Origin of the sequence: Bradyrhizobium sp. AZCC 1578 (assembly GCF_036924675.1) — a bacterium.
In the GTDB taxonomy this organism is placed as follows: domain Bacteria; phylum Pseudomonadota; class Alphaproteobacteria; order Rhizobiales; family Xanthobacteraceae; genus Bradyrhizobium.
This window is the reverse complement of record NZ_JAZHRZ010000001.1, coordinates 3,105,388-3,126,123: the sequence shown is the minus strand read 5'-3', so window position 1 is coordinate 3,126,123 and position 20,736 is coordinate 3,105,388. Positions and strand designations below refer to the sequence as shown.

At 64.3% G+C, this 20,736-nt stretch carries 21 protein-coding genes and 1 other RNA gene; 15 read left to right on the top strand and 7 right to left on the bottom strand.

The window, feature by feature from the left end; translation table 11 throughout:
- Window positions 1-6: 6 nt before the first annotated feature.
- A complete protein-coding gene (gene tkt, locus V1290_RS14935) occupies window positions 7-1,992 on the bottom strand; it encodes a transketolase (protein ID WP_334365111.1) in 1,986 nt (661 codons plus the stop codon).
- Window positions 1,993-2,279: 287 nt separating this feature from the next.
- On the opposite strand from tkt, the gene V1290_RS14930 reads away from it, so the two are divergent.
- From V1290_RS14930 to V1290_RS14910, 5 genes are all read left to right on the top strand, one after another.
- Window positions 2,280-2,606, top strand: coding sequence for a DUF4164 domain-containing protein (locus V1290_RS14930; RefSeq protein WP_334365110.1), 327 nt, complete (start codon window positions 2,280-2,282; stop codon window positions 2,604-2,606).
- Entirely contained in the window at window positions 2,603-2,986 is a 384-nt protein-coding gene (locus tag V1290_RS14925) for a cell division protein ZapA (RefSeq protein WP_028349229.1), read from the top strand. Before V1290_RS14930 ends, V1290_RS14925 begins: the two co-directional genes overlap by 4 nt.
- Window positions 2,987-3,127: 141 nt before the next feature.
- A non-coding RNA gene (gene ssrS / locus V1290_RS14920) (6S RNA) lies at window positions 3,128-3,288 on the top strand.
- A 195-nt stretch (window positions 3,289-3,483) separates the two neighbouring features.
- Complete coding sequence (locus V1290_RS14915; RefSeq protein WP_334365109.1) at window positions 3,484-4,059, top strand: 5-formyltetrahydrofolate cyclo-ligase; 576 nt, start codon at window positions 3,484-3,486, stop codon at window positions 4,057-4,059.
- Between the two features lie 3 nt (window positions 4,060-4,062).
- Window positions 4,063-4,884 (top strand): TIGR00282 family metallophosphoesterase, encoded by an 822-nt coding sequence (locus V1290_RS14910; RefSeq protein WP_334365108.1) that lies wholly within the window; start codon window positions 4,063-4,065, stop codon window positions 4,882-4,884.
- Between the two features lie 13 nt (window positions 4,885-4,897).
- Here the strand turns inward: V1290_RS14910 and V1290_RS14905 are convergent, their stop codons facing one another.
- The 4 genes from V1290_RS14905 to V1290_RS14890 all read right to left on the bottom strand — a co-directional run bounded on the left by V1290_RS14905 (window position 4,898) and on the right by V1290_RS14890 (window position 10,667).
- Window positions 4,898-7,105: a xanthine dehydrogenase family protein molybdopterin-binding subunit gene (locus tag V1290_RS14905; RefSeq protein ID WP_334369036.1), complete on the bottom strand. Its 2,208-nt coding sequence runs from the start codon at window positions 7,103-7,105 to the stop codon at window positions 4,898-4,900.
- Between the two features lie 5 nt (window positions 7,106-7,110).
- Complete coding sequence (locus tag V1290_RS14900) at window positions 7,111-8,127, bottom strand: FAD binding domain-containing protein (RefSeq protein ID WP_334365107.1); 1,017 nt, start codon at window positions 8,125-8,127, stop codon at window positions 7,111-7,113.
- Window positions 8,124-8,603: a (2Fe-2S)-binding protein gene (locus V1290_RS14895; RefSeq protein ID WP_442895061.1), complete on the bottom strand. Its 480-nt coding sequence runs from the start codon at window positions 8,601-8,603 to the stop codon at window positions 8,124-8,126. The genes V1290_RS14900 and V1290_RS14895 overlap by 4 nt, the downstream gene beginning before the upstream one ends.
- 294 nt (window positions 8,604-8,897) lie before the next feature.
- Complete coding sequence (locus tag V1290_RS14890) at window positions 8,898-10,667, bottom strand: methyl-accepting chemotaxis protein (RefSeq protein ID WP_334365105.1); 1,770 nt, start codon at window positions 10,665-10,667, stop codon at window positions 8,898-8,900.
- A 200-nt stretch (window positions 10,668-10,867) separates the two neighbouring features.
- Between V1290_RS14890 and V1290_RS14885 the strand changes: the two genes are divergently transcribed.
- The 9 genes from V1290_RS14885 (at window position 10,868) to V1290_RS14845 (ending at window position 17,737) form a co-directional block, all read left to right on the top strand.
- Window positions 10,868-11,614, top strand: a complete 747-nt coding sequence (locus V1290_RS14885) for a YebC/PmpR family DNA-binding transcriptional regulator (RefSeq protein ID WP_065743088.1) — start codon at window positions 10,868-10,870, stop codon at window positions 11,612-11,614.
- A gap of 231 nt (window positions 11,615-11,845) precedes the next feature.
- Window positions 11,846-12,373 (top strand): crossover junction endodeoxyribonuclease RuvC, encoded by a 528-nt coding sequence (gene ruvC / locus V1290_RS14880; RefSeq protein ID WP_334365104.1) that lies wholly within the window; start codon window positions 11,846-11,848, stop codon window positions 12,371-12,373.
- Between the two features lie 292 nt (window positions 12,374-12,665).
- Window positions 12,666-13,286 (top strand): Holliday junction branch migration protein RuvA, encoded by a 621-nt coding sequence (gene ruvA, locus V1290_RS14875; RefSeq protein WP_334365103.1) that lies wholly within the window; start codon window positions 12,666-12,668, stop codon window positions 13,284-13,286.
- 41 nt (window positions 13,287-13,327) lie between these two features.
- Window positions 13,328-13,747, top strand: coding sequence for a cytidine deaminase (locus V1290_RS14870; RefSeq protein WP_065726757.1), 420 nt, complete (start codon window positions 13,328-13,330; stop codon window positions 13,745-13,747).
- Complete coding sequence (gene ruvB / locus V1290_RS14865; protein ID WP_334365102.1) at window positions 13,744-14,793, top strand: Holliday junction branch migration DNA helicase RuvB; 1,050 nt, start codon at window positions 13,744-13,746, stop codon at window positions 14,791-14,793. Before V1290_RS14870 ends, ruvB begins: the two co-directional genes overlap by 4 nt.
- A gap of 203 nt (window positions 14,794-14,996) precedes the next feature.
- Window positions 14,997-15,908, top strand: a complete 912-nt coding sequence (locus V1290_RS14860) for a metallophosphoesterase (protein WP_334365101.1) — start codon at window positions 14,997-14,999, stop codon at window positions 15,906-15,908.
- Window positions 15,909-16,124: 216 nt separating this feature from the next.
- A complete protein-coding gene (ybgC, locus tag V1290_RS14855; protein WP_334365100.1) occupies window positions 16,125-16,577 on the top strand; it encodes a tol-pal system-associated acyl-CoA thioesterase in 453 nt (150 codons plus the stop codon).
- Between the two features lie 121 nt (window positions 16,578-16,698).
- Window positions 16,699-17,166, top strand: coding sequence for a nuclear transport factor 2 family protein (locus V1290_RS14850; protein WP_334365099.1), 468 nt, complete (start codon window positions 16,699-16,701; stop codon window positions 17,164-17,166).
- Window positions 17,167-17,170: 4 nt separating this feature from the next.
- The gene (locus tag V1290_RS14845; RefSeq protein WP_334365098.1) at window positions 17,171-17,737 is read left to right on the top strand and encodes a TetR/AcrR family transcriptional regulator; all 567 of its coding nucleotides are present in this window, start codon (window positions 17,171-17,173) and stop codon (window positions 17,735-17,737) included.
- Window positions 17,738-17,909: 172 nt separating this feature from the next.
- Here the strand turns inward: V1290_RS14845 and V1290_RS14840 are convergent, their stop codons facing one another.
- Window positions 17,910-18,554 carry a glutathione binding-like protein gene (locus V1290_RS14840; protein ID WP_334365097.1) on the bottom strand — a complete coding sequence of 215 codons (645 nt, stop codon included), beginning with the start codon at window positions 18,552-18,554 and terminating at the stop codon, window positions 17,910-17,912.
- A gap of 107 nt (window positions 18,555-18,661) precedes the next feature.
- Here V1290_RS14840 and V1290_RS14835 point away from each other — a divergent pair, with 107 nt between their 5' ends.
- On the top strand, window positions 18,662-19,321 hold the full coding sequence (locus tag V1290_RS14835; protein WP_334365096.1) for a TetR/AcrR family transcriptional regulator: 660 nt from the start codon (window positions 18,662-18,664) through the stop codon (window positions 19,319-19,321).
- Between the two features lie 215 nt (window positions 19,322-19,536).
- Here the strand turns inward: V1290_RS14835 and V1290_RS14830 are convergent, their stop codons facing one another.
- Entirely contained in the window at window positions 19,537-20,502 is a 966-nt protein-coding gene (locus tag V1290_RS14830) for a 2-hydroxyacid dehydrogenase (protein ID WP_334365095.1), read from the bottom strand.
- Window positions 20,503-20,736 lie beyond the last annotated feature (234 nt).

Here is a 20,736-nt window from a genome sequence, read left to right as displayed (position 1 = left end):
CAACCGTCAGCCCACGCGCTTCAGGACAGCGTTAACCGCAGCCTCGGCTGTAATTCCGAAGTGCTTGAAAAGGTCCTTGGCCGGAGCGCTGGCCCCGAAACCGTGCATGCCGATGAATTCACCATCCTGGCCGATCACGGCGTCCCAGCCCCAGCGTACCGCGGCCTCGATGGCGACCTTGATCGGCGCATTGCCGATAATGGCTTTCTTTCGGTCCGCCGGCTGCGCCAGCAGGAGCTCGAGCGAGGGTACCGAGACCACCCGCGACGCGATGCCACGCTCGCTCAGTTGCTTTTGGGCTGCCACCGCGATCTCGACCTCGGAGCCCGAGGCGAACAGCGACACTTTTGCCTCGCCCTGCGCCGCGACCAGCTCATAGGCGCCATGCGCGCAAGGATTATCGTTGGGGGCACTGGTGCGAAGCTGCGGCAGGTTCTGGCGGGTCAGCGCCAGTACCGTCGGGCCATCGACCCGGTTGAGCGCCAGTTCCCAGCATTCCGCGACCTCGACGGCGTCGCACGGGCGGAACACGCGCATGTTGGGAATGGCGCGAAGCGCCGCGAGATGCTCGACCGGCTGATGCGTCGGCCCGTCCTCGCCGAGCCCGATCGAATCATGGGTCATCACGTAGACGACGCCCGCGCCCATCAGCGCGGCGATCCGCATCGCAGGCCTTGCATAGTCCGTGAACACCAGGAAGGTCGCGCCGTTCGGCGCGAAGCCGCCATGCAGGAAGATGCCGTTCATCGCCGCGGCCATGCCGTGCTCGCGGATCCCGTAATGGATGAAGCGGCCCTTCGGCGCCTTGGCCGAGAACGCCACGGCCGACTTCGCCTTGTTGTTGTTGGAGCCGGTGAGGTCGGCGGAGCCGGCGAGGAATTCCATCGGCATCGCAGCGGCGATCGCCTCGATCGCGGCTTCCGAAGATTTCCGCGTGGCAACATTCAGCGGCGATTCCAATAGCGCCTTCTTGTGCGCCCGCAGCGCCTTCGAGAGCGCGGCCGGCCGCTCGTGCCGCATCCGCCGCTCGAACTCGGCGCGCTTGCGCGGGCCGAGCTCGGCGAAAACGCTTTCCCATTCCTCGCGCGCGGCAGCGCCGCGGCTACCGGCGGCACGCCATGCCTTCAGCACATCGTCAGGCACCGAGAAGGCGTCGAGCGAAATGCCGAGCTTTTCCTTGGCGCCCTTGAGCTCGTCGGCGCCGAGCGCCTCGCCATGGGCCTTCGCCGTGCCGGCCCGCGTCGGCGCGCCGTAACCGATCGTGGTCTTGCAGGAGATCAGCGACGGCTTGTTGGATTTTTGCGCGCGGGCGATCGCGGCGGCAATCGCCTTCGGGTCCTGGCCATCGATCAGTTCGGCCGCCCAGCCCGCGGACTTGAAGCGCTTAACCTGGTCGACCGAATCGGCGAGCGAGGTCGGGCCATCGATCGAGATGCCGTTGTTGTCATACAGCACGATCAGCTTGTTCAGCTTCCAGTGCCCGGCCATCGCGATCGCTTCCTGCGATACGCCTTCCATCAGGTCGCCGTCGGAGGCGAGCACGTAGGTGTGGTGGCTCACCACCTTCTTGCCGAACTCGGCGGCCAGCATCTTTTCCGCCAGCGCCATGCCGATCGAGGTTGCGATGCCCTGGCCGAGCGGGCCGGTGGTGGTCTCGACGCCGCTGGTCTCGAAATTCTCCGGATGTCCCGGCGTCTTGGAGCCGAGCTGACGGAAATTCCGGATCTGATCGAGCGTCATGTCCTTGTTGCCGGTCAGGTACAAAAGCGCATAGAGCAGCATCGAGCCGTGGCCGGCCGAGAGCACGAAGCGGTCGCGGTCGGGCCAGGTCGGAGCCGCCGCATCGAATTTGAGGAACTGCGTGAACAGTACGGTCGCGATGTCGGCGGCGCCCATTGGCAGGCCGGGATGGCCGGATTTCGCCTTTTCGACGGCATCCATGGCAAGCCCGCGAATCGCATTGGCCATACGGGTATGATCGACCTGCGTCATGATGGAAATCCGCCTGAAATGAGGTGCTTGGTTAGGGTATGTACCGGGCGAAGGCCGCAATACGGGCGTGTTTGAGGGAAAGTGCGGGCTGGATAGCACCTCAATCCCCGGGAGTCCAAGGCGTGGAAACGCCCTTGCCATGCGAAAAGTTGCTTAGCAGTGCATAGCTTCGCGCGGGCGTTGCGCTTGGCTCGCTTGCCACGTAAATTTCGTGCTCTAACCGCTTGCCGAACCGCGGATTTTGCTGCCGCGCGGCGGGCCTACCGCGAGGGTGCGCGCTGTCTCTCATGAGCGATCGTCACACCAACGGGGCCGGCAATGCCGAGCCGGTCTATGCCGACATCGACGCCGCCACACGGCGCCTGATGATGGCGCTCGATGCGCTCGAGGCTGCGGCCGAGCGGCGGCGCGACGCCGACCGCGACGAGAACGAGCTGGCGAGCCGGATCCAGGCGCTCGGCGCCGATCGCTCGCGGCTCGCCGACGAACTCGACGGTTCGCTGGTGAAGACGCGGCGGCTGGAGCGCGCCAACCGCGAGATATCGGAAAAGCTGGATGCCGCAATCGGCACCATCCGTGCGGTGCTCGATGCCGACGCCGGGGAGAGTGAATGAGTCACATCAACGTCACCATCAACGGCCGGCAGTACCGCATGGCCTGCGAGGAAGGGCAGGAGGTGCGGCTGTTGAAGCTCGCCGAGAGCCTGGAATCGCGGGTCGGAGAGTTGCGCGGCAAGTTCGGCGAAATCGGCGATGCGCGTCTCACCGTGATGGCCGCGCTCACCGTGTGCGACGAACTGCTGGATGCCAACGCGCGCATCCGCGCGCTGGAGGGCGAACTCGAAACCCTGCGCAACGTCCGCACCGCCGCCGCCGACCGCGCCAAGGCCACCCAGGTCGCCGTCGCCAACGCGCTCAACGCCGCCGCCGACCGCATCGAAAAAACCACGCAGGTCATCAACCGCACCATCGGCAGCGGCGTCGCGATCGGGTAAGACCGAGCGTTGGCGCTGGTTTCTTTTTCCCTCCCCTGGAGGGCCCTCCAGGGGAGGGTGAAGTGAAGCGCAATCTAAGGGCGATCGCAACTGTACCCATTACCGCTGGCGGATTCGGTCCGTAACGCCTACATTGGCTTCGCGAAGCTGCGTCGTGCGTCAGGAGCCATATATCCCCGGGGCCTTATCGATCCTTTAGGGAACTGTCCCTGGCCGGGTCCGTGGATCCGGACATATGGTGCCCACCTACTTTCGTAGGGAACTCCGGGATCGAGTGCTTCAACGGCGTTCGCGGCCTCGCACTTTCGTTTTGTTGCTTGCGACCTCGTCCTACCCGCGCACGTCCCGTCATACCCCGCGCATGCGGGGTATCCAGTACGCCGCGGCGTCTCGGTTGAATCACTGAAGTCTCTGGAATACTGGATCACCCGCCTTTCGCCTTCGCTCGTTGAGCTTCGGCGGACAGGTCGCGGGTGATGACAGCGGAAAGATACTGCATGACGGCAACCCTTTCGAAAGCCGACCTCCGCGCCGCAGCTCTGGCGAAACGCGATGCGTTGAACGACGAACAGCGCGCGGCTGCGGCGCAGGCGATGGCGAAGCGCGGCCTGCCGTTCGAAATCGATCCAGGGCTCGTCGTATCAGGATATTCGCCGATCCGCAGCGAGATCGATCCCGCGCCCCTGATGCGCAAGCTCGCCGAGCAGGGCGCAAAGCTCGCACTGCCGGCGGTGCTGTCGCGCGGCAAATCGCTGGCGTTTCGCGCGTGGTCGCCCGACGATAGGCTGATGATGGGGCCGCTCGGCATTCTCGAACCGTCGCCAGCGGCGGCCGAACTCGTGCCCGATATCATGCTGGTGCCGCTGGCGGCGTTCGATCGCGCCGGCCACCGCATCGGCTATGGCGCCGGACATTACGATTTCACGCTCGCCCACTTGCGCAAGGCGAAGGCCATTACGGCTGTCGGCACCGCCTTTTCCGTGCAGGAAATAAAAGCCGTTCCCGCAGCTCCGCACGACGTGGCGCTGGATTATGTGCTAACGGACAAGAAAGTGTTCGATTTCCGGAGCTGAACTTTGCGTATTCTCTTCGTTGGTGACGTGGTCGGCCGAGCAGGGCGCACCGCGGTCGCGGCATATCTACCCGGCATGATCAGGGACTGGGCGCTCGACCTCGTCGTCGTCAATGGCGAGAATTCCGCCGGCGGGTTCGGCATCACCGAGGCAGTCTATCAGGAATTGCTCGACGCCGGGGCGGATGCCATCACGCTCGGCAATCACGCCTGGGATCAGCGCGAGGCGCTGGTGTTCATCGAGCGCGCGCCGAAACTGGTCCGGCCCGCGAACTATCCAAAGGGCACGCCGGGCCGTGGAGCGGCGCTGGTCGATACCAAGAACGGCAAGCGCGCGCTCGTTATCAACGCGATCGGCCGCATCTTCATGACGCCGTTCGACGATCCCTTCGCGGTGCTCAATCAGGAACTCGAGGCCTGTCCGCTGCGCGAAGCCGCGGATGCGATCGTGGTCGATTTCCATGGCGAGGCGACGAGCGAGAAACAAGGCATCGGCTATTTCTGCGATGGCCGCGCCAGCCTTGTCGTCGGCACGCACACCCATGTGCCGACCGCCGACCATCAGATCCTCGCCGGCGGCACCGCCTACATGACAGACGCCGGCATGACCGGCGATTATGATTCCATCATCGGCATGCAGAAGGAAGAGCCGCTGCGGCGCTTTACGACGGGTATTCCATCAGCCCGTTTCGAGCCGGCCGCAGGCGCGGCGACACTCAGCGGTGTTGCGGTCGAGACCGATGATTTAACCGGTCTCGCGCTGCGTGTTGCGCCGGTGCGTGCCGGCGGCAGACTCGAGCCGGCTGTGCCGGCTTTTTGGGCGTGAGGCCGCGCGGCGTTCAATTGAATTGAACCACCTTGTCGAGCGTAATCGGCAGGTCGCGCACGCGCTTTCCCGTCGCATGATAGACCGCGTTGGCGATCGCCGCCGCCACGCCGACAATGCCGATCTCGCCGAGGCCCTTGATACCGAGCGGGTTGACGATCTCGTCCGGCTCGTCGACGAAGATCACCTTGATGTCGTGCACGTCGGCATTCACGGGCACATGGTATTCGGCGATATTGGCGTTCATGACGCGTCCGAAGCGATGGTCGAACAGCGTTTCCTCGTGCAGCGCCATGCCGATTCCCCAGACCACGCCACCCATGACCTGGCTGTAGGCGGTCTTCGGGTTGAGGATGCGGCCCGCGGCGACGGCATTGACCACACGGGTCACGCGGATCGCGCCAAGCTGTTCGTCCACCTTGACCTCCGCGAAGATGGCCGAGTGGACGTTGCGCGCGTGAGACTTGTCTTCGGCAACCTTGTTGGCTTCCTCGCGCGTGATGCGATCGGCGTTGCCGGACTGCATCGCGCTGGCAATCGAGACCGCGCGGGTCGCATCCCGCTTGCTGACGATCTTGCCGTCGATCACCGCGACGTCGGCCTCGCCGGTGCCTGCCAGCGGCGAATCCTTCATGCCGATTGCAAGCTTCAGCAAGTCGCCGCGAACCGCACGGGCGGTATTGGCAATCGCGTTGCACACCGAGGACGCGATCCACGAGCCGCCTTCGAGCGGACATTGCGGCAGCGTGGAATCGCCGAGCTTGACGCTGATATTGTCGATCGGCAGGCCGAGCATGTCGGCCGCGACCTGCGCCATGATCGTATATGTTCCGGTGCCGATATCGGAGGCCGCGGTCGCGACTTCCGCATGGCCGTTCGCCGTCAGCACGATGCGCACCGTGGCCGGCATCTGCAGCGCTTCCCACACGCCTGATGCCATGCCCCAGCCGACCAGGTCGTTGCCCTCGCGCATGGAGCGCGGCTCCGCTTCGCGCTTGTCCCAGCCGAACGCCGCCGCGCCCTGCCGGTAACACTCACGCAGTTGCTTGCTGGTATAGGGAATATCCGTACCTTGATCGCGGTCGGAATAGCATTGCAGCCGCAACTGCACCGGGTCCATCTTGAGCGCGACGGCGAGTTCGTCCATCGCGCATTCGAGCGCGTAGACGCCGGTCGCAGCCCCCGGTGCGCGCATGTCGCAGGACGTCGGCACGTCGAGCATCACGAGCTTGTGCTCGAATTTCGCGTTGGGACTCTTGTAAAGCAGATTGCCCCAGCCGGTATCGTTGCGCGCGAATTCCTCGAACTGCGAGGTCACGGCGATGGCCTCGTGCGTCATCGCGTCGAGCGTGCCGTCGCTGTTGGCGCCGAGCGCAAGGCGCTCGATGGTCGCGGGCCGGTGGCCGAGGGCGTACATCTGTGCCCGGCTGAGCATGACGCGAACCGGACGTTTGAGCGCGCGCGCCGCCAGCACAGCCAGAACAACCTGATATTGCGGGCGCAGGCCGGAGCCGAAGCCACCGCCCATATACGGCGACATGACGCGAACCGCGTCCGGCTTCATCTTGAACACGCCGCAGAGATATTGCTGCACGTTCTGCACGCCCTGCGTCTTGTCGTAGACGGTGAGCCGGCCGTCTTCCCAGATCGCGGTCGAGGCAAACAGCTCCATCGGGTTGTGATGCTCGGTCGGAATGAAATATTCGGCCGCGTGACGCAGGGCGGCGGACGCGAATGCCTTTTCGGCATCGCCGCGCGGCTTCTCCGGCGCGTCGATGGCAAACGCCCTGCTGCGCTCTGCGTGCAAGTCGGTGACGTGCGGCTCCTTCTGGTACTCGACTTTCACCATTGAGGCGGCGACGCGCGCGGTTTCCCAATCCTCGGCCAGTACCAGCGCGAGCGGTTGTCCGCTGAAAAGGACGATGTCGTCATAGAGCGGGCGATAGGGTGAGCCTTTTTCCGTCGCTACTTCGTCCTTGTACGCGTCGTCCTTGTCGGCCATCTGCGGCCGATTCCGATGGGTCAGCACGTCGATCACGCCGTCAACCTCCAGCGCCCCGCTGGTGTCGATGCGCACGATCCGCCCCTTCGGAATCGTCGATTCGACAACATAGCCACGGACGAGGCCGGGGACGTTGAACTCGCCGGCATATTTGGCTTCGCCGGTGACCTTGGCCCTGCCGTCGACGCGGGATGTCGCCGATCCGATATAGGCTGCCATGGCACTCACCGTATTTTCTTGTCGGAGGTCGACTGCGGCGTGCCCTGCGCGGCCTGGCCGAGCGTTCGTATGATGGCGCGCCGCGCCAGGCCGATCTTGAAGTTGTTGTGTCCGTAGCCTTTGGCGCCGTGCAGCAACCAATCCGCGGCCTTCGCAAATGCGGTCGCGTCAGTGCGTTGTCCGAGCAGGGCCGCTTCGGCCGCGGTACTGCGCCATGGCTTGTGTGCAACGCCGCCGAGCGCCAGGCGGGCTTCCTTAATCGTGTCGCCGTCGAGTTCGAGCGCTGCTGCCACCGATACCAGCGCGAACGCGTACGACAGACGATCGCGAATCTTCAGGTAGGAATAGTTCGCGCTAAACCCTTTCGGCGGAAGCTCGATGGCCGTGATGATCTCATCGGGCTCCAGATTGGTGTCGCGCTGCGGCGTGTTGCCGGGCAGGCGATGGAAATCCGCAAACGCAATGGTGCGCTTCCCGGCCGGACCTGTGACATGCACGGTGGCTTCGAGCGCCGCGAGTGCCACGCACATGTCGGAAGGATGCGTGGCGATGCAGGCCTCGCTCGTTCCGAGGATCGCATTGATGCGGTTGACGCCATCGATCGCCGAGCAGCCGCTACCCGGCTCACGTTTGTTGCACGGCGTCGCCGTGTCGTAATAGTAGAAGCAGCGCGTCCGCTGCAGCAGGTTGCCGCCGGTCGAGGCCATGTTGCGCAACTGCTGCGACGCGCCTGATAGTATCGCGCGCGAGAGCAGTGGATAGCGCCCTTCGATCAGGGGGTGGTAGGCGAGGTCGGTGTTCGGCACCATCGCGCCGATCAGAACGCCGCCGGCGGAGGTTGGTTCGACGCCCCTGAGCGGCAAGTGCGAAATATCGATCAGCCGGCTTGGTCCCTCGACATCATATTTGATCAGGTCGATCAGGTTGGTGCCGCCCGCGATGAATTTTGCGGAAGGGTCGGTGGCAATCTGCTTGATGGCGTCGGCGACGTCGTTTGCGCGCGCATATTGAAACGGGGTCATGATCGCTCCATCGCCTGCTGGATCGCCGCCACGATGTGCGGATAGGCGCCGCAGCGGCAGATGTTGCCGCTCATGAGTTCGCGAATCTCGTCGGCCGTTTTGGCCTTGCCCTCGGCGATCAGCCCGGCGGCCGAGCAGATCTGTCCCGACGTGCAGTAGCCGCACTGAAATGCATCGTGATCGATGAAGGCCTGCTGCAGCGGATGCAACTCGCCGTCGTGTGCAAGGCCCTCGATGGTGACTATTTCGGCGCCTTGCTTCATCACCGCCAGCGTCAGGCAGGAATTGATCCGTCGCCCGTCGACCAGAACGGTGCACGCGCCGCATTGTCCGTGGTCGCAACCCTTCTTGGTGCCCGTCAGGTCGAGATGATCGCGTAGCGCGTCGAGTAACGTCGTCCACGGGGCGGCCGTCAGTTCCATACGGTTGCCGTTGACGGTCAGCCTGATCGGAATTTTCTCCGGCACGGTGGCCATCCGCGTTACACGCTTTGCTGTGCCAGATCGGGCCATTTTTGACCTCCGCCTGCTTGATCTCCGCCTGCCTATCTCCGCCTGCCTTGGCTGGTGCGCGTGGGGTCGCGCGGGACTGGGGGAGCCGTCAGCCGCGGTTCCAACCCTGGCTATCAACGAGTTCGAACAAGGAAGGTTCAGGGCGAAAGCGCGATAGGCGCATCCGCTTCACGGCACGCTTTTCAGGCAGCCATCGGCGCAATGGCGCGAAACGGCGCATGCAATTTGATGCAATATGCGCGGTGAGGGCGAGTGTGGTTACAGCCGGTAGGCCGTGCGGAAGCCGCCCCAGTGGCGGCCCTTGACGCGGATCGGCACGTCGATCTCGCGCATCATCACGGTGTTGCCGTTGCCCATGTCGCGGGCGTAGCTCTGGATCAGATAGGCGCGCTGATTGCGCCCGGCGGCGAGCCCGGCCGGATCGTTGAAGATGCGGCGGTTGCGGCTGTTGGCGGTATTCCAGGTGACGTCGCCCGGCCGCTGCGGGTGCGAATAGATCTTGTTGTGCACCGGCAAATAGCCGTTGGTGTCGATCATCGCGCAGAACGCCATCCGTTTGTCCCTGGCAAGGAACGCTTCCTGGAACGGCGGCAGCGCGCGATCGGCCCAGTCCAGGATTTTGGTGCGGTATTGCACCGGGTTGCTGCCGGCTATCTCGACATAGTTGGTGTCGAACATGTCTTCCATCGAGATGGCGCCGCTATCGATACCGTTCTCGAAAATCTTCTTCAGTGCTGCGCCGGCTTCCATCGCGCGGGTGACCGCTTCGGTGTTGTCGTCCTGAATCGACCACAGCTTGTCTTCGATCTTCTCGGTCAGCGCGGCATTCGACCGCTCGAACCGGGCCTGCGTGCCGGCCTTCGAGCGCTCACTGACGCGAATGCGACAAGCGCCGATATCCTGCAGCGTCGCCTCAAAACTCTGGCCCTGCACGAGCCTTTCGGCGTCCGGTCCGCTGACCAGGATGCCGTCGATCGAAATCTCGTAGACCGGCGCCGATATCACGCCATGCGGGGTCTTTATTTCGATCTTGAGGCTGCAAGGTAGCTTTTGCTGTTCGCGGCGCTCTGGGCGCTCGCCTTGCCGCAACAGCACCGCGCAACGCGCCTTGAGCTTCTGCGCAAAGGTGGTGACGGCGCGTCCGGCCTTGGCGACGCTTTCGCCATGGGCCTCGGCTTCCTTGGTGGCGCTGTCGATTTCGGCGGCGCTGGCGCCGACGGAAGCGATGAAGCTCGAAGCGGAGGCCGCATTGTCGGCCATCTCGCCGGTGGTCGCGCTCTGCTCGGCGACCGCGCCGTTGACGGTCTCGAACACCGGGCGGATCGCCTCGATCGCCTGCGTGATGCGATGCACGGCATCGACGGAGCCCGCGGCATCCCGCTGCAGCGCCTCGATCTTCTTGGTGATTTCCTCTGTCGCGTTCTGGGTCTGTACCGCGAGCGCCTTTACTTCGGTGGCGACCACGGCAAAACCGCGTCCGGCTTCGCCGGCGCGTGCGGCCTCGATGGTGGAATTGAGCGCCAAGAGTGTGGTCTGCCGCGCGATCTGCGCGATCAGGTTGACCACGTTGCCGATCGCTGCCGATGATTCCCTCAGGCGGTCGACATTGGCGCCGGCTTCGCGGGCGGCCTCGCTGGCCTGGTCGGCGAGCTTGCCGGCGTCGCGCACTTGGGAGCCGATCCCTTGCGCCGATTGGGTGAACTTATCGGCGGCGTGCGAAAATGTCGTCGCCGTGTCCTGTGCAGCGCTGGTGCGGCTCGTCAGGGCGCCGGTGCGCTGGCGAATGGTGGTGAGCGTCGCAGCGGTCGCCTCGGCGCCGCCGGCGACCGAATTGGCCGCGCGCTCGAGCTGGCGGATCATCGCGCCGAGTTCGAGTTCCAGAAGTTCGAGGATCGCCCTGGCCGACTCGCCATCGCCAGAGCCGGCCTCCGTCACGGCGGCGGCTGGCTGAGCCGCCGTCTGAGCCTTGGGCCGGACGGCAGGCAAGACCGGTTCCGGCACCCGCTTTTTGAACAAACCGAAGGCCATGACGTCTCTTAAAAGTTGAGCATCGGTGCGAAATCCTCTCATCCGAGCATGAAATCATGGTTAACAACTGCCTGATATTTCGGCGCGCGGCAGTACCGGCATACCCGGATGGGCTGTAAATCTTTGATTTCGGCCAATTGTCGGCCTATAAGGCCGCGCTTCACCCCCTACATCCCCGGGACGAATCCAAGAGACTCCGCATGGCCGGTCATTCCCAATTCAAGAACATCATGCACCGCAAGGGCCGGCAGGATGCGCAGAAGTCCAAGCTGTTCAGCAAGCTGGCCCGCGAAATCACGGTCGCCGCCAAGCTTGGAACGCCGGACCCGGCGATGAACCCCCGGTTGCGCGCGGCCGTGATCGCGGCGCGCCAGGAAAACATGCCGAAGGACAATATCGAGCGCGCCATCAAGAAGGCGATCGGCGGTGAGAGCGAGAGCTATGACGAGATCCGCTACGAAGGCTACGGCCCTGGCGGCGTCGCCATCATCGTCGAGGCGCTGACGGACAACCGCAACCGCGCCGCCTCCGACATCCGCTCCTACTTCACCAAGTCCGGCGGCAATCTCGGTGAAACCGGCTCGGTCGCTTTCATGTTCGACCGCACCGGCATCATCGAATACGATGCCAGCAAGGCCTCCGACGACGCGATGCTGGAAGCCGCGATCGAGGCCGGCGCCGACGACGTCGTATCCAGCGAAAGCGGCCACGAGATCTACGCCTCGCAGGAAACCTTTCGCGAGGTTGCGAAAGCGCTGGAAGCCAAGTTCGGCGAAGCCCGCAAGGCAGCGCTGACCTGGAAGCCGCAGAACACGGTCGCTGTCGACGATGAGACCGGCGAGAAGCTGTTGAAGCTGATGGATCTCTTGAACGAGCACGACGACGTGCAGAACGTCTACGCCAATTTCGAAGTCTCCGACGCGCTGGTCGCCAAGATGGGCGGGTAGGCTGTCGTCCCTGCGAACGCAGGGACCCATACGCCGCGGCTTCTCCGTAGCGTGATGGGATAGTTACTTCGTGAAACAATCAAAGCCGGTGGCTATGGGTCCCTGCGTTCGCAGGGACGACGATGGTTCGACGATTAAGGCGCATTAACCCTCCGGCACGACAGCCCGCATCCAGGGGATTTCCGTTCTCTTTATGTTTCGTTCATCCGGCTCTGGCGTTATCACTACGCCATGACATCCCCACCGATTCGCCACCCCGTCCGGATTATCGGCATCGACCCCGGCCTGCGCCGCACCGGCTGGGGCGTGATCGAGACCGAGGGCAACCGGCTCGTCTTCGTCGGCTGCGGCTCGGTGGAGCCGCCGGACAACCTGCCCATAGCGAGCCGCCTGCTCGCGATCCATGAGGGGCTCGCCGCCGTGCTCGGCGATTTCAGGCCGGCGGAAGCCGCGGTGGAGCAGACTTTTGTCAACAAGGACGGCGTGGCGACGCTGAAGCTCGGCCAGGCCCGCGGCGTCGCCATGTTGGCGCCCGCGATGTTCGGCATATCGGTTGCGGAATATGCGCCCAACCAGGTCAAGAAAACCGTGGTCGGCGCCGGCCACGCCGACAAGAACCAGATCGCGGTGATGCTGAAGATATTGCTGCCGAAGGCCGAACCGAAATCCGCCGACGCCGCCGACGCGCTGGCGATCGCCATCACCCATGCCCACCACCGCCAGAGCGCGGCGCTGCGGATGAAAGTGGCGAGCGCATGATGAGCCGTGGCCATGTAATGCCAAGTGAGGAGAGCACACTCATCAGGCTCCCTCCCCCCTTGCGGGGGAGGGTTGGGGAGAGGGGTAAGCCCCGGGCTCCGATCAAAGTCGTGCGGCGACAATCCATCAACGAACGCCGCAAGATGATGAGTGAGGATGCGAGTGCTTCGCCTCAGACAACTGAGCAAGCGGCACCCCTCTCCCTAACCCTCCCCCGCAAGGGGGGAGGGAACCCGTCCGCTAGTGCGCCCCTCGCTAACGTTGGGTCCACCATCGCGAGCGAGTTGCCCCAATGATCGGCAAACTCAAAGGCCTGATCGATTCTTACGGCGAGGATTACGTGATCCTCGATGTCGGCGGCGTCGGCTATCAGGTGCATTGTTCCTCGCGCACGCTGCAGGCGCTGCCGTCGCCCGGTGAGGCTGCGGTGCTGTCGATCGAGACCTATGTCCGCGAGGATCAGATAAAACTGTTCGGCTTCCGCACCGATACCGAGCGCGAGTGGTTTCGCCTGCTGCAGACCGTGCAGGGCGTCGGCGCCAAGGTCGCGCTCGCCGTGCTGTCGACGCTGCCGCCGGCTGAACTCGCCAATGCGATTGCGCTGCGCGACAAGGCCGCGGTGTCGCGCACACCCCCCGGCGTCGGGCCAAAGGTCGCCGAGCGCATCGTCTCTGAATTGAAGGACAAGGCGCCCGCGTTCGCCAATGTCGATCCCGCCGTGGTGCATCTCGCCGGCGCCATCGACAGCCACCGCGCGCCGCGCCCGGTCACCGACGCGATCTCGGCTTTGGTCAATCTCGGCTACGGCCAGCCGCAGGCCGCCGCCGCCATCGCCGCCGCCTCGCGCAGCGCGGGCGAGAATGCCGAGACGGCCCAACTGATCCGGCTGGGCCTGAAGGAACTGGCGAAATAGGCTATGTTCGCCACTGACTGTCGAAGGAATGCGTTGCTGCCATGTTGAGCGAGAAAGACCAGGAACTAATTGCCGCCGCGATTGACGCAATCAGGCCGCGTTATCGCAACAAGTGGCAGGAGGTCGGCGCTGCGATGCGCACCCGCGACGGCCGCATCGTCACCGGTGTGAATATCGATGCCTATATTGGTCGGATCGCCGTCTGCGCGGAGGCGATCGCCATTGGGCGCGCCATCACCGAAACCGGCGATCGCGGCATCGAGACCATCGTCGCCGTGCGCCATCCGAAGCCGGACGAGCCCGGCAGTATCGCCGTGGTATCGCCCTGCGGCATCTGTCGCGAGCTGATCCACGATTACGATGCAAAGGCGCGGGTCATCGTTCCCGACAATGGTCGCGAGCCGAAGGTCGTCACCATCGGCGAGCTTTTGCCCAACAAGTACCGGAGGGGCAACGGGTGAACACCCCCTCCCGCATCGTCACGCCCGAGCGCCGGTCCGACGATGTCGGCGACACCGCGCTGCGTCCGCAATTGCTGTCCGAGTTCGTCGGCCAGGCGCAGGCGCGCAAGAATCTCTCAATCTTCATCGAGGCCGCGCGAAAGCGTGGCGAGGCGCTGGACCACGTGCTGTTCGTCGGGCCTCCCGGCCTCGGCAAGACCACGCTGGCGCAGATCGTCGCGCGCGAGCTCGGCGTAGGATTTCGTGCCACTTCCGGTCCCGTCATCGCCAAGGCCGGCGATCTCGCCGCACTGCTCACCAATCTCGAAGAGCGCGACGTGCTGTTCATCGACGAAATCCATCGCCTCAGCCCGGCCGTCGAGGAGGTGCTGTACCCTGCGATGGAGGATTTTCAGCTCGACCTCATCATCGGCGAGGGGCCGGCGGCGCGTTCGGTGAAGATCGATCTCGCAAAGTTCACTCTTGTCGGCGCCACGACGCGCGCAGGGCTGTTGACCAATCCGCTGCGCGACCGCTTCGGCATTCCGATCCGGCTGAACTTCTACACCGAGGAAGAGCTGGAGAAGATCGTCAGCCGCGGCGCCCGCGTGCTCAACATCGGCATGACGCCTGACGGGGCCAACGAGATCGCGCGCCGCGCCCGCGGCACGCCGCGTATCGCCGGCCGCCTGCTGCGCCGCGTACGCGATTTTGCATCCGCAGCCGACGCCAGCTCGGTCGACCGCGCCATCGCCGACCACGCGCTGAGCGCACTGGAAGTCGATGCCGCCGGCCTGGACGCCATGGACCGGCGCTATCTCACGACCATTGCGCTGAACTACGGCGGCGGCCCGGTCGGCGTCGAGACCATGGCGGCCGCGTTGTCCGAACCACGCGATGCAATCGAGGACATCATCGAGCCGTTCCTGATCCAGTGCGGCTATTTGCAGCGCACCCCGCGCGGCAGGCTCCTGACCTCGCACGCCTTCCGCCACCTGGGGCTTGCAGAGCCCGCACGCGATCCCGCCCAGTTCGGCCTGTTCGGCAATGGCGATAGCGACGACTGAGCGTTCGAATCCAATCCTTCCAGCGGTGCACGAAGGGCAAAATAGCCCGTGCGCCCCCGATGAACTGAAGGCGTGGCTGGACGCGCTGGCGGGGCAGAATCGCTGGTGAGAAGCTGCTGGAGGTCTGCTAACGTTCTGCACAAACGCACCCCAATTCGGGCCCAATCCGCCACCATGTTGGCGCTGCATCACGATTGGATCACATGTTAACACGCCGTCATTTCTTGAAGTCCATGGGTGGCCTGGGCGCGCTGGGCGCCTCAACCACCGCCTACGGTTTCAGCGCGCCGGTCGTCCGGCTTCGCGTCGAGCGGTACAATATCTCGCCGCCGCAATGGCCTGAAGGTCTCGAGCTCAGGATCGCCGCCATCGCCGACCTCCACGCCTGCGATCCCTGGATGTCGCTCGATCATATCGGTGAGATCGTCGAACGCACCAATGCGCTCAAGCCTGACATCGTTGTCATGCTCGGCGACTACGTGGCCGGACATCGCAAGGTGACGCGCTTCATTCCCGACGCCGAATGGGCGGGAGCGTTGGCCGGACTGAAGGCGTCGCTCGGCGTGCATGCGGTGCTCGGCAATCACGACTGGTGGGAAGACAAGGAAGTGCAGCGCAACGGGCAGGGGCTGCCGAGCGCGGGCCGTGCGCTGGAAGCGGTCGGTATCCCGGTGTACGAAAACGACGCGAAGAAGCTCAGCAAGAATGGTCACTCGTTCTGGCTCGCCGGTCTCGGTGACCAGCTCGCCTATGTGCCGGCGCGCCGCTTCAGGCCGCTCAAGCGGATCGGCGTCGACGATCTCGGCGCGACGCTGGCGAAGATCACCGACGACGCGCCCGTGGTTCTGATGGCGCATGAGCCTGACGTCGCGCGGCGCGTGCCCTCGCGCGTTGCGCTGCAGCTCTCCGGACACACCCATGGCGGCCAGGTGCGAATGCTGGGCTGGTCGCCGATCTCGCCGTCCGGCCAGCAGCTCGCCTACGGCCACATCAAGATGAACTGCGACGTCGTCGTCTCCGGCGGCCTCGGCTGCAGCATCATGCCGTTCCGCCTTGGGGTGCCCCCGGAAATCGTGCTGGTGACGCTGGGGGCGGGGCGGCCGGCGGTGGCGTAGTTTTGCTGCTCAACGTAACAGTTGCGCCATCTGTGCATTCGGTACCAAAGCTGTTACTTTGGACCTTATGGATTCATCCGCTGAACAAGCTAGGAAGTTCGCTGTGCTCAAGAGCCTTATCGAAGAGGGTATGGCTGACGTGGAGGCGGGGCGTGTTGTGCCTTGGGATCTGAAAGAGTTTCTCAGGCTGGCTCGCGAGCAAGTAAATCATTTGAAATGATTCCCTCCCTCGACGGCGAGATCCGCGACGGCCGCCATCACATGCAGGTCCGTGTCTATTACGAGGACACTGATTTTTCCGGCATCGTCTACCACGCCAATTACCTGCGTTTCATGGAGCGCGGCCGCACCAATCATCTGCGGCTGATGGGCGCCTCGCAGCATGCGCTGTTCGAGCAGGCGCAGGAGGAGACACCGGGCTTTGCGTTCGTGGTGCGCTCGATGCAGCTCGACTTCCTGCGGCCGGCGCGGATGGATGACGTCCTCGACGTGGTGACATGGCCAGTTGCTGTGAAGGGCGCTTCCATCACGCTGGCACAGGAGGTGCGGCGAGGTGAGGATGTCCTCATCAAGGCCGCGGTGCGCGTTGCCTTCATCAGCGAGGGACGGGCGAAGCCGATCCCGAAATCGCTGCGGTTGTTGATGAAGGCCGATCTGGCGCCGGAGTAAACCTTAGTTTTGACGCGTTTTCTTTACGCGAACCGGCGTCCACTTCGCTCGAAAACGCTATGGATATTGACTCTCTGTACCGATCGGTACAATCTTCCGGCGCCAACCCGGAGAAAACCTCATGTCGCGTCCGCCGCTGCCGCCCTTCACCCGCGAAACCGCAGCCCAGAAGGCGCGCATGGCCGAGGACGCCTGGAATTCGCGCGATCCGGTCCGGGTATCGCTGGCCTATACCGAGGACAGCCGCTGGCGTAACCGCGCCGAATTCTTCCAGGGCCGCGAGGCGATCGTCGAATTCCTCACCCGCAAATGGGCGAAGGAGCATGACTACCGCCTGATCAAGGATCTCTGGGCGTTCGATCAGAACCGCATTGCCGTGCGCTTCCAGTATGAGTGGCACGACGATGCCGGGCAGTGGCATCGCTCCTACGGCAACGAGCAGTGGGAGTTCGACGAACACGGCCTGATGCGGCGGCGCGAGGCCAGCATCAACGATATCGCCATCAAGGAAAGCGAGCGTCGCTTCCATTGGCCGGCCCCGGGTCCGCGCCCGGCGGATGTCGCGGGACTGAGCGAGAACCCGCTATGATCAGATGCTGAAAAGAGGTGTCGAACGTGGAGAGGTACTGCGCGCGCTCGGCGAGGTGTTTCGCGCGCATGGCTACGAGGGCGCCTCGCTGACGCTGATCACGGAGGCTACCGGGCTCGGCAAGGGCAGCCTCTATCATCTGTTCCCCGGCGGCAAGGAGCAGATGGCCGCCGAGGTGCTGGCCGAGATCGATGGCTGGTTCGAACTTCATATCTTCGCCCCCTTGCGCACCGCCGACGATCCCGCGCGCGCCATCGCTGCGATGATCGCTGGCGTCGATCAATATTTCCACTCGGGCGATCGCGTCTGCCTGGTCGGCATGGTGGCGCTCGGCTCGGCGCGCGACAGTTTTGCCGAAGCGGTCGATGGCTATTTCGCGCGCTGGCAAACGGCGCTGGCGCAGCTCTTGCGGCGATCCGGGCTCACGAACAGCCAGGCGCAGCGGCGCGCCGAGGATGCGTTGCTCACCATTCAGGGCGCGCTCGTGCTGGCACGGGCGCGGGGCGACGCCAAAGTTTTTCGTCGCGCGTTGAGCGATCTGACGAAGCGGCTGCTGGCGCCGCCGGCGTGACGGCTTATCGTCTGCGTTCCCCGGATGCTGCGCAGCGCGCTCGGGATCGCGCTTCGCGCGACTCCGGCGGTGCGCTGCTGTTCCGGGGTCCACTGCATGCCGTGAAATAGGTCCCGGCTCTGCGGTGCATCACCAAGGGGGTGCTGCACCGCGTCCGGGACACGACGGCGCCCTACGCCGCTGCCTTATGCCGCGCCAGCTCGGCCTTGTAGAGTTCGAACTCCTCGGCGACCGCCTTTGCAATGCTCGGGCGGGCGCGCAGCCGCTCGTGATAGGCCTTCACTGCCGGCCACTTCGCCAGTTCGATCGGCGGCGTCGCCATCGTCCAGTTGATGATGGTGACGAGATAGGCATCCGCGACGCTGAAGTGATCGAGCAGGAATTCGCGGCCCTTCAGGTAGTTCTCGAGATAGTCGAGCCGCGACATATTCTTGTTCAGTGCATAAGTCTTTGCGTCCTGCGGCGCCGTTTTGTCGAGCAGCGGCACGAACAGCGCCTTGTGCAGTTCGGTGCCGATGAAGCACAGCCATTGATGCAGGCGGCTGCGCTCCTCAGCGGAGTTGGCCGAGATGCCGGCGCCCGGAAAGCGGTCGGCGACATATTGCAGGATCGCCGCGTTCTCCGTCAGCAGGGTCCCGTCGTCGGTGCGCAGCGTCGGCACCAGCCCGAGCGGGTTGACGGTGCGGAAATCCGAGCCGTCCTTCTGCACCACCTTGGTCTTGGGATCGACTTCGAGATAGTTGGCATCGACGCCGGCTTCATACAGCGCGATCCGGGTCGCCAGCGAGCAGGCGAGCGGCGAGAAATACAGGTCCATGATTTGCCTCCTTGGCGGTTGATCAATCGGCCGGCGTTCAAGGCGGGCAGGATTGATTTTTATACTGTTCCGCATAATATAGATCCGGTCAAGGAATTATTTGCGAAATGGTACAAAAAAGGAAGAAGCCTTCGGTCCCCCGGATCGACGCTCCCGTCCAGCCCAAGCGGCGGGGCCGCCCGCGCGCCTATGAGCCGGCCGTGGCGCTCGGCAAGGCGCTTGACCTGTTTCGGAAGGACGGTTTTGCGGCCACCTCGCTCGACGATCTCTCCGCCGCCACCGGCATGAACCGGCCGAGCCTCTATGGCGCGTTCGGCGACAAGCGCGAACTCTTCATCAAGAGCTACCGTCGCTATCGCGACGACGCGCGGGTCGCGATGGGGGACATCTTCCGGAACGAACTGCCGATCCGAAAACGCCTCGAACGCATCTACGCGGTGGCGCTCGACATCTATCTGTCCGGCGAATCCGGTCCGCGCGGGTGCTTCACCGTGATGACCGCAGCCTCCGAGGCCGTGCACGACCCCGATATCCGCGCGATGGTGCTGGAAGGCTTTGCCGAACTCGACAAGGCATTTGCCACCTGTTTCCGGCTCGCCCAGGAAAAGGGCGAGCTACCGGTGAGCGCCGACGCGACCGTGCTGGCGCAACTTGCCTCCGCCACCATTCACACCATCGCCATCCGCGCCCGCGCTCAGGTGCCGCGCAAGGAACTGGAGGCGATCGTCAACGGTGCGATCGACGTGATGGTCGGGGCGGCGAAATAACTCTCTCCGTCGTCCCTGCGAACGCAGGGACTTTTGAGTGGCGCGATCTTAGCGACCTGATTGTTTGAGATCGGCCGACACTCTATCCGTCGCCCCTGCGGACGCAGGGGCCCATAACCACTGCGCTTCGTCGTTGAAGCAAAGCCGTCTCGCCTTGTGCCATTTCCGCGGGCCGCGGCGTATGGGTCCCTGCGTTCGCAGGGACGACGACATCGTCAATAGCCCCGCTTTCGATCCACCACATTCTCCAGCGCGCCGCCTTCCTCAAACCGCGCGATCTGCTGCGCGACGTATTTCGATATCTCGTCGGGATCGGTATCGGCGGCATTGTGCGGGGTCAGCACCACCTTTGGATGGGTCCAGAACCGGCTGTCGGCGGGCAGCGGCTCGGTGGCATAGACGTCGAGCGAGGCGCCGCCGAGCGTGCCGTCATCGAGGCATTGCAAAATGTCGGCCTCGTTCTGCAGGCCGCCGCGGCCGGCGTTGATCACGACCGGCGCGCCGAGCGGGCTCGTGCGATTCAGTTTCTCAAACAGCCCGCGATTGAGAATGTGCCGCGTCTCCGGCGTCAGCGGCAGGAGGCATACCAGAATGTCGGTGCGCCGCAGGAATGCCTCGAGCTGCGCTTCGCCGTGAAAGCATTCGATGCCCTCGATCGTTCGCGGGCTGCGGCTCCAGCCTGCGACACGAAAGCCCAGCCGCCGCAGCACGTCGGCGGCGTCAGTGCCGAGCGTACCCAGCCCCATGATACCGACCGTAATTGCGCCCGCCGCCCATTGCGATTTCGGCGCCCAACGCTTTTCGCGCTGCGATTCCCGCAAGTACGGCTCCTGCCGGTGGTGCATCAGGACATGCAGCACGACATATTCGGTCATCCGCGCGGTGAGGTCGCCGACCGCGACGCGCACCAGCGGCACGTCAGGCAATGAGCGATCGGCCATCAGCGCATCGACGCCCGCGCCGAGATTGAAGATGACACGCAGGTTGGGGAAGGCGGCAAGCTCGCCCGGATGCGGCTTCCACACCGCCGCGTAATGCACCTCCGCTGGATCGAACGACGCATCCGGCAACAGTAGCACGGACCGCCCAGCGCAAACCTCGTCGAACCGGCTCTTCCAGCGCTGCGGCGACCAGTTTTCGGTCCCGCCATGCACCAGCAGCGCAAGCGCACCCTTCGTCATTGCCATTCCTTTCGCGTCGCCAACCCGGCGTGACCCGCCTCACATCGCGGACCGAGGTGTTTCTCTAGCCTCCTTTCATCCGACAAGGGAGACCTTGCATGGTCAATCAGAGTCGGGGCCGTCGGATGAAAACGCTCAGGTGCATCGTTCTCATTCTCGGTGTGTGCAGCCTTTGTTCCAAGGCGGCCATTCATGCCTACAGGCATTTCAATCCACCACCGCCGCCGATTGTAG